The organism is Serratia sp. CY38905 (genome assembly GCF_052168875.1).
Classification (GTDB): domain Bacteria; phylum Pseudomonadota; class Gammaproteobacteria; order Enterobacterales; family Enterobacteriaceae; genus Serratia; species Serratia sarumanii.
On record NZ_JBJNLV010000004.1, the window covers coordinates 334,893 to 341,106 of the forward strand.

The 6,214-nt window shown below is 49.0% G+C and carries 8 protein-coding genes; 5 read left to right on the plus strand and 3 right to left on the minus strand.

The features are described 5' to 3' along the window. Nucleotides 1-9 precede the first annotated feature (9 nt). Entirely contained in the window at nt 10-1,440 is a 1,431-nt protein-coding gene (locus ACJ8MK_RS12900; RefSeq protein WP_442517788.1) for a 6-phospho-beta-glucosidase, read from the plus strand. 25 nt (nt 1,441-1,465) lie between these two features. On the opposite strand, the gene ACJ8MK_RS12905 is transcribed toward ACJ8MK_RS12900, so the two are convergent. From ACJ8MK_RS12905 to ACJ8MK_RS12915, 3 genes are read right to left on the minus strand one after another with little or no spacing between them, the layout of a single operon-like run. Next, the gene (locus ACJ8MK_RS12905) at nt 1,466-1,798 is read right to left on the minus strand and encodes a contact-dependent growth inhibition system immunity protein (RefSeq protein WP_197772125.1); all 333 of its coding nucleotides are present in this window, start codon (nt 1,796-1,798) and stop codon (nt 1,466-1,468) included. Beyond that, nucleotides 1,795-2,082, minus strand: a complete 288-nt coding sequence (locus ACJ8MK_RS12910) for a contact-dependent growth inhibition system immunity protein (protein WP_197772124.1) — start codon at nt 2,080-2,082, stop codon at nt 1,795-1,797. The genes ACJ8MK_RS12905 and ACJ8MK_RS12910 overlap by 4 nt, the downstream gene beginning before the upstream one ends. A 4-nt stretch (nt 2,083-2,086) precedes the next feature. After that, nucleotides 2,087-2,914, minus strand: coding sequence for an RNase A-like domain-containing protein (locus ACJ8MK_RS12915; RefSeq protein WP_442517789.1), 828 nt, complete (start codon nt 2,912-2,914; stop codon nt 2,087-2,089). Between the two features lie 514 nt (nt 2,915-3,428). Between ACJ8MK_RS12915 and ACJ8MK_RS12920 the strand changes: the two genes are divergently transcribed. The 4 genes from ACJ8MK_RS12920 to ACJ8MK_RS12935 form a co-directional block, all read left to right on the plus strand. Continuing rightward, complete coding sequence (locus tag ACJ8MK_RS12920) at nt 3,429-3,740, plus strand: hypothetical protein (protein WP_442517790.1); 312 nt, start codon at nt 3,429-3,431, stop codon at nt 3,738-3,740. A gap of 164 nt (nt 3,741-3,904) precedes the next feature. After that, nucleotides 3,905-5,335 (plus strand): DNA cytosine methyltransferase, encoded by a 1,431-nt coding sequence (locus ACJ8MK_RS12925; RefSeq protein WP_103829873.1) that lies wholly within the window; start codon nt 3,905-3,907, stop codon nt 5,333-5,335. Between the two features lie 8 nt (nt 5,336-5,343). Further along, complete coding sequence (locus ACJ8MK_RS12930) at nt 5,344-5,811, plus strand: very short patch repair endonuclease (RefSeq protein ID WP_442517791.1); 468 nt, start codon at nt 5,344-5,346, stop codon at nt 5,809-5,811. Between the two features lie 111 nt (nt 5,812-5,922). Next, the coding region (locus ACJ8MK_RS12935) for a hypothetical protein (RefSeq protein WP_442517792.1) at nt 5,923-6,214 on the plus strand (292 nt) is incomplete at its 3' end.

The window sequence follows — 6,214 nt, forward strand, 5'->3', positions numbered from 1 at the left end:
GAGGATTGCATGTCTGACTCAACATTCCCTAAAGGGTTTTTATGGGGCGGCGCTTTAGCCGCCAACCAGGCGGAAGGCGGCTATCGCGAGGGCGGCAAAGGGCTGACCACCGTCGATATGATCCCGCACGGCCCGCACCGCATGGCGGTCAAACTCGGGCTGGAGAAGCGCTTTAGCCTGCGCGATGACGAGTTTTACCCCAGCCACGACGCCATCGATTTCTACCACCGCTACCGCGACGACATCGCGCTGATGGCGGAGATGGGCTTTACCGTGTTCCGCACCTCCATCGCCTGGAGCCGGATTTACCCCAACGGCGACGAGCTGACGCCCAACCCCGAAGGCATCGCCTTCTACCGCAGCCTGTTCGAAGAGTGCCGCCAATACGGCATCGAGCCGCTGGTGACCCTGTGCCACTTCGACGTGCCGATGCACCTGGTGACCGAATACGGCTCCTGGCGCAACCGCAGGATGGTGGAGTTCTTCACCCGCTACGCCCGCACCTGCTTCGAAGCCTTCGACGGGCTGGTGAAATACTGGCTGACCTTCAACGAGATCAACATCCTGCTGCACAGCCCGTTCTCCGGCGCGGGGTTGGTGTTTGAAGCGGACGAAAACCCCGAACAGGTGAAATACCAGGCCGCGCACCACGAACTGGTGGCCAGCGCGCTGGCGACGCGCATCGCCCACGAAGTGAACCCCGCCAACCAGGTGGGCTGCATGCTGGCCGGCGGCAACTTCTATCCGTGGTCCAGCAAGCCGGAAGACGTGTGGGCCGCGCTGGAGAAAGACCGCGAGAACCTGTTCTTTATCGACGTGCAGGCGCGCGGCGCTTATCCCTCCTACGCCGCCCGCGTCTTCCGCGAGAAAGGCGTGAGCATCGCCATGGCGCCGGAAGACGCCGACATCCTGAAACACACCGTCGACTTCGTCTCCTTCAGCTACTACGCCTCGCGCTGCGCCTCCGCCGACATGAACGACAACAACAGCAGCGCCACCAACGTGGTGAAATCACTGGCAAACCCGCACGTGCCGCGCAGCGACTGGGGCTGGGGCATCGATCCGCTGGGGCTGCGCATCACCATGAACATGATGTACGACCGCTACCAAAAGCCGCTGTTTCTGGTGGAAAACGGCCTGGGCGCACACGACGAGTTCAATGCAGCAGGCGAGATAGAAGACGACTACCGCATCAGCTACCTGCGCGAACACATCCGCGCCATGGCCGACGCCATCGCCGACGGCGTGCCGGTGCTGGGTTACACCACCTGGGGCTGCATCGACCTGGTGGCCGCCTCCACCGGCGAAATGAGCAAGCGCTACGGCTTTGTCTACGTCGACCGCGACGACCAAGGCAACGGCACTCTCGCTCGCACCCGCAAGAAATCGTTCTGGTGGTATAAGAAGGTGATCGCCAGCAATGGGGGGGATTTGGGGTAGGTTTGGGGCGGTGGAGTTGGGGGGCTTAAATTCGTTTAAGCTGCCCCAGCTTCTGCTCTGCTTTTCGTTGCAACATGGCAAAGAACCCTACCGCTGTAGTGCCCCAGCTCTCCGGCATAAATTCATCTGTAAAATGCTCCGCCATGCCTTCGTTTATACATCCTGCATAAGTAGCTTGAAATTCTTTAGTCTCCTCAAGGATATCGCGGATGACTTGGCTGCCGTTTTGCTCAAGGAAGCCGTCAATCACACCCTCGGCCGTTTCGGCATCAGTAAACAGATCATAATCCTGACCGAAGTAAATACTGAATAAGCTACTGAGCTCGCTAAAGTGATTGCGAATCATGATGGTGCTCAAAGCGCTTTCACCGCAGCGCTTCTGGCCTGTTGCAGGAATGCGGAAACCGTGGTTCCCCATAGCTGCGGGCTGAAGGTAAAGCCGAAACGTTGGTTGAATAATGACTCCACATTATCCTGCGCCAGTAGCTCATCTATCTCATTGGCCAAAGCCTCGCGCTGCTGATGAGTCGCCAAACGAATGTACTCTGCGATCAGCGCAGTAATATCGCCCTCTGCATTTATCAGGTCATAATCTTGACCAAAATAAACGACGATCAGGTTATCAAGTTCGCTGGTTTTCATCGGCTTATCTCGCAGGGAAGGCGCTAAGGATAAAGTAAGGTTTGCCATTATAGCGGGTAAATTCAATCACGACGCCAACCCGATGACATTGATAGACGTCAGTGCTTCCGCGTAACACGCCATAACCTACTGATTCTGTGAAATTGTGATACACGCTCAAACGGCTGCCGGGAGACGCGTACTTCATCCAATTCACAATATCTGCGCGGTTCGCCTTTACCGTGACAGATACATACTTTTCGGCCTCCTTTACCGATCTGAAGGTACTTGCCGCGATCAGTTTCGGACGCCTGGCTAGCCTGGCAATAAGTGCTTCCGGAGCTATGTTGATATGCCGAGCCAATGTATGCCCGCCCGGATATTTACCGCTAACGGACTCATGCTCAACCAGTTTAACCCGCCCCATGCGCACGGATGCGACTCTGGCAGCACCAACCGCTCCGGCAAAGACAAAAGGAACGGCAATATCGACCGTTAAACCGACGTTATAGGCCGTTTTCCGATCGGCACCCAATGTTTGCGCCAATAAAACGGCAGACTGATAAGTATCGGTAGTCGTTGGATGCCCGGTAATCATCTGATTGGAAGCGGCTTTGATGCTGTCCAGGCTATGCGTTCCCACCACCACGCACCCGACCTTGGTGATAAACGTCGGATCCGGCGCATAGCACAACACCCCAGCCCCCATCAGCTCAACGACACCACCGACAAGTCCCAAACCACCAAGCAGACGGTTACTGAGCGTTTCACCTTCAGTGACACTCTCATCAGAAAGCACCGCCGCAAGTTGCACCGGCGACAGGGCAATACGCAACTCATCTTCATTCGCCATGTTCGTTCATCCGTGAATGAGCAAAGCCTTATGATTAACATAAGCTCTAGAAAGGATAAATACTGGAACGGTTAACACTTCGTAGCGCGAATAGAGGATTACTGAGCATAACATTCATTTAGAGAATGGAATGCCATGAATTATATTCACTATATATAGACAACATTACAAATATAAAAGAGCACCATAAATAACTGCGATCTGTATTCCAATGCTGAAAGCAAACAAACTGTAATTCCATACAGCTTATTTTTTCCTTTTACTGATAACGCTATAGTTTTTTCGCTGCGGCAAAATCCGCAGCCGGAGTTAGCGTTCCGAACCTGACATACTACCGCTGTATTATGTAATAATGCAGCAGCTTTAGTTCACTCCAAATAATGGTGGCTCAGGCGGGGGCTTCGCAAGAAGCGCCGGTTCGTATGTCCCGGTGACGCTAACCCCGTCTGGGCTACCACCCGAGTTTAGCGTCTCTGGTGATAGTCATTCGCTAATGACATACGGAGATGCACCCATGACAAAGGTTCCCACTACAGAATCCGTTGCAAGCACCCTCACCCTCTATCGCCAACTGTTTAACCACCTCGATCTCAGCGCTTTCAATCCCTCAGAACTCTTAGACCTGGCTGTACTCTCTGCCGAACAGGCGGAAGGGTTGTGTCACGGCCTGATGCTATTCGGCCACTTGCTGCAAAAGCACCCGCAGTTGGATACCGAAGGCTGGGAACAGTTGAATCGTTATCTCAATGCTACAGCGCATCTGGTTTCTGCGCTATGTAACCTTTATGGGCGGGCGTTGCGGGAGATGGAAGGCGTAGAACGATGAACTGTAGTAGCAGTGCTGGCCTTTGACCAGCACTGCTACACTAAACTCATTATCTACACCCAGACCTAAAGGAAATTTACTGGATATTTATCCATACACCTTTTAACTGGGTATAGTGAGTGATAAACTATCACTAAGTCGTTCCACATTTGGAAAATGTTATTATGCAAGAGTTCCAAGAGTATGCCAGAAAGCTGCGTGTCGAAGCAGAACATCAGCAACATACCAGACAAGAGCAAGACAAAGCTCTGGTCGAAAAGCTGGTAGAAATTTACGATCAAAAAGCCATAGCTGAGCTTTTGCGTGAGGTCAGCGGGAGCTACGAGTGGACTCGTGAGTCACTCAATCGTTGGCTGAAGGGGAAAACCCCACAAAAAGTTTTGACTGAAGAAGAGTTCAAGTTACTTAGATCGATGTTGCCGGAGCCTTCCCGGTTTCACCCCAACTATAAATTCCGCTTTATCGATCTGTTTGCTGGCATAGGTGGCATTCGCAAAGGTTTTGAGGACATCGGTGGGCAGTGCGTGTTTACCAGTGAGTGGAACAAAGAGGCTGTCCGTACCTACAAAGCAAACTGGTACTGTGATCCTGAACATCACAAATTTAATTCAGATATACGTGAAATAACTCTTAGCGAAGATAATGATGTCTCCGTTCAGGATGCATACAAAAATATAGATAAAGAAATCCCTGATCACGATGTCTTACTCGCAGGCTTCCCCTGCCAGCCATTCTCCCTTGCAGGGGTATCCAAGAAGAACTCACTTGGCCGTGCTCACGGTTTCGAGTGTGAGACTCAGGGTACATTGTTTTTTGATGTTGCACGAATCATTGCGGCCAAAAAACCCGCAATCTTTCTATTAGAAAACGTTAAGAATCTTAAAAGTCATGATAAAGGAAAAACATTTAAAATTATCATGGAAACGTTAGATGAATTAGGTTATGAAGTTGCTGATGCTCAGGCTTCAGGCCCCAGCGATCCTAAAATCATCGATGGAAAAAACTTTTTGCCTCAACATCGTGAACGTATCGTGTTAGTGGGATTCCGCCGTGATCTCAATATTCATAGTGGTTTTACATTGAACGATTTACATCGTTTCTTCCCAGAGAATCGCCCATCTTTCGGTGAGTTATTAATAGAAAACCCACCTGAAAAATATATTCTTACGGAGCATCTATGGAAGTATTTGTATAACTACGCAAAAAAACATCAGGCTAAAGGAAATGGCTTTGGTTTTGGCTTAGTCGATCCGAAAAACAAGACAAGTATTGCCAGAACGCTCTCTGCACGCTATCACAAAGACGGTTCAGAGATTCTCATCGACAGGGGCTGGGACATGAAGCTCGGTGAAACAAATTTCTCAGATCCCAAAAACCAAGCCAACAGACCACGCCGTTTAATGCCCAAAGAATGCGCCAGAATTATGGGTTTTGAAAAACCTGATGGCGAATCATTCCGCATCCCTGTTTCAGATACTCAGGCATACCGGCAGTTCGGTAACTCGGTCATTGTTCCCGCTTTTGCAGCCGTTGCTAAGTTGCTTGAACCTTACATTGTTTCTGCTGTTGAAAAAGATGACAGTAAAGCTGCTTGAGGTGAAAAATGGCTGATGTGCATCCCCCCGCAGTCAGAAGTAAGAATATGCGGGCCATACGCAATCAAAATACAGCCATTGAGAAAATGCTATCCCAGCTTCTTGACGAAGCAGGGATAGCTTACCGTACTCAAGCTACAGACCTGCCAGGTAAACCTGATTTTGTTCTCGATGAATATAAAGCCGTCATCTTTGTTCATGGATGCTTCTGGCATCGCCATGATTGCTATCTGTTCAAGATACCAGCTACAAGAACAGATTTTTGGCTAAAAAAAATTGATTCAAATGTGAAACGAGATAATAAAGTCACGGAATTATTATCAGAGCAAGGATGGCGTGAGTTGATTATATGGGAGTGCGCCATGAAAGGACGGCTCAAGCTTTCAACCAGCGCACTTTCAGAAAGAATTGAAGAATGGTTATGCGCAGGATACAATAATGCTGAAGTTAATTCCAAAGGAATCCAAATAACCTGATACCAAGATGGTTCTTTTCTTCCTCTCAGCTCACAATATCAAAAATTATAATTGACCTTTCCAAACATATAGGTATGCTGTTATTAACATTCCTTTTAAACAGGAAAATCTATGCTGTCCTTCGATCCATCTTTTGATCAAATAAAAAGCAAGCTCCTAGATTTAGGTGTGGATAAAATATTAATAAAGGTATTATCAAGCAATGATAATTCAAAGCAACAAATATATTTAGGCTCTGACTTCAATGTAATAAAAGAAATCCCATCCGGTTGTTTAGATAAAGGGGAAACATCAAAGAGTGGAGATGTTATATTTAAATCAAAAGTGGAATTTTATTGGATAAATGAAGAATGGATACCTGAGAGAGCTCCAAACGCTCAATTAATACTTTACCCAAACTATC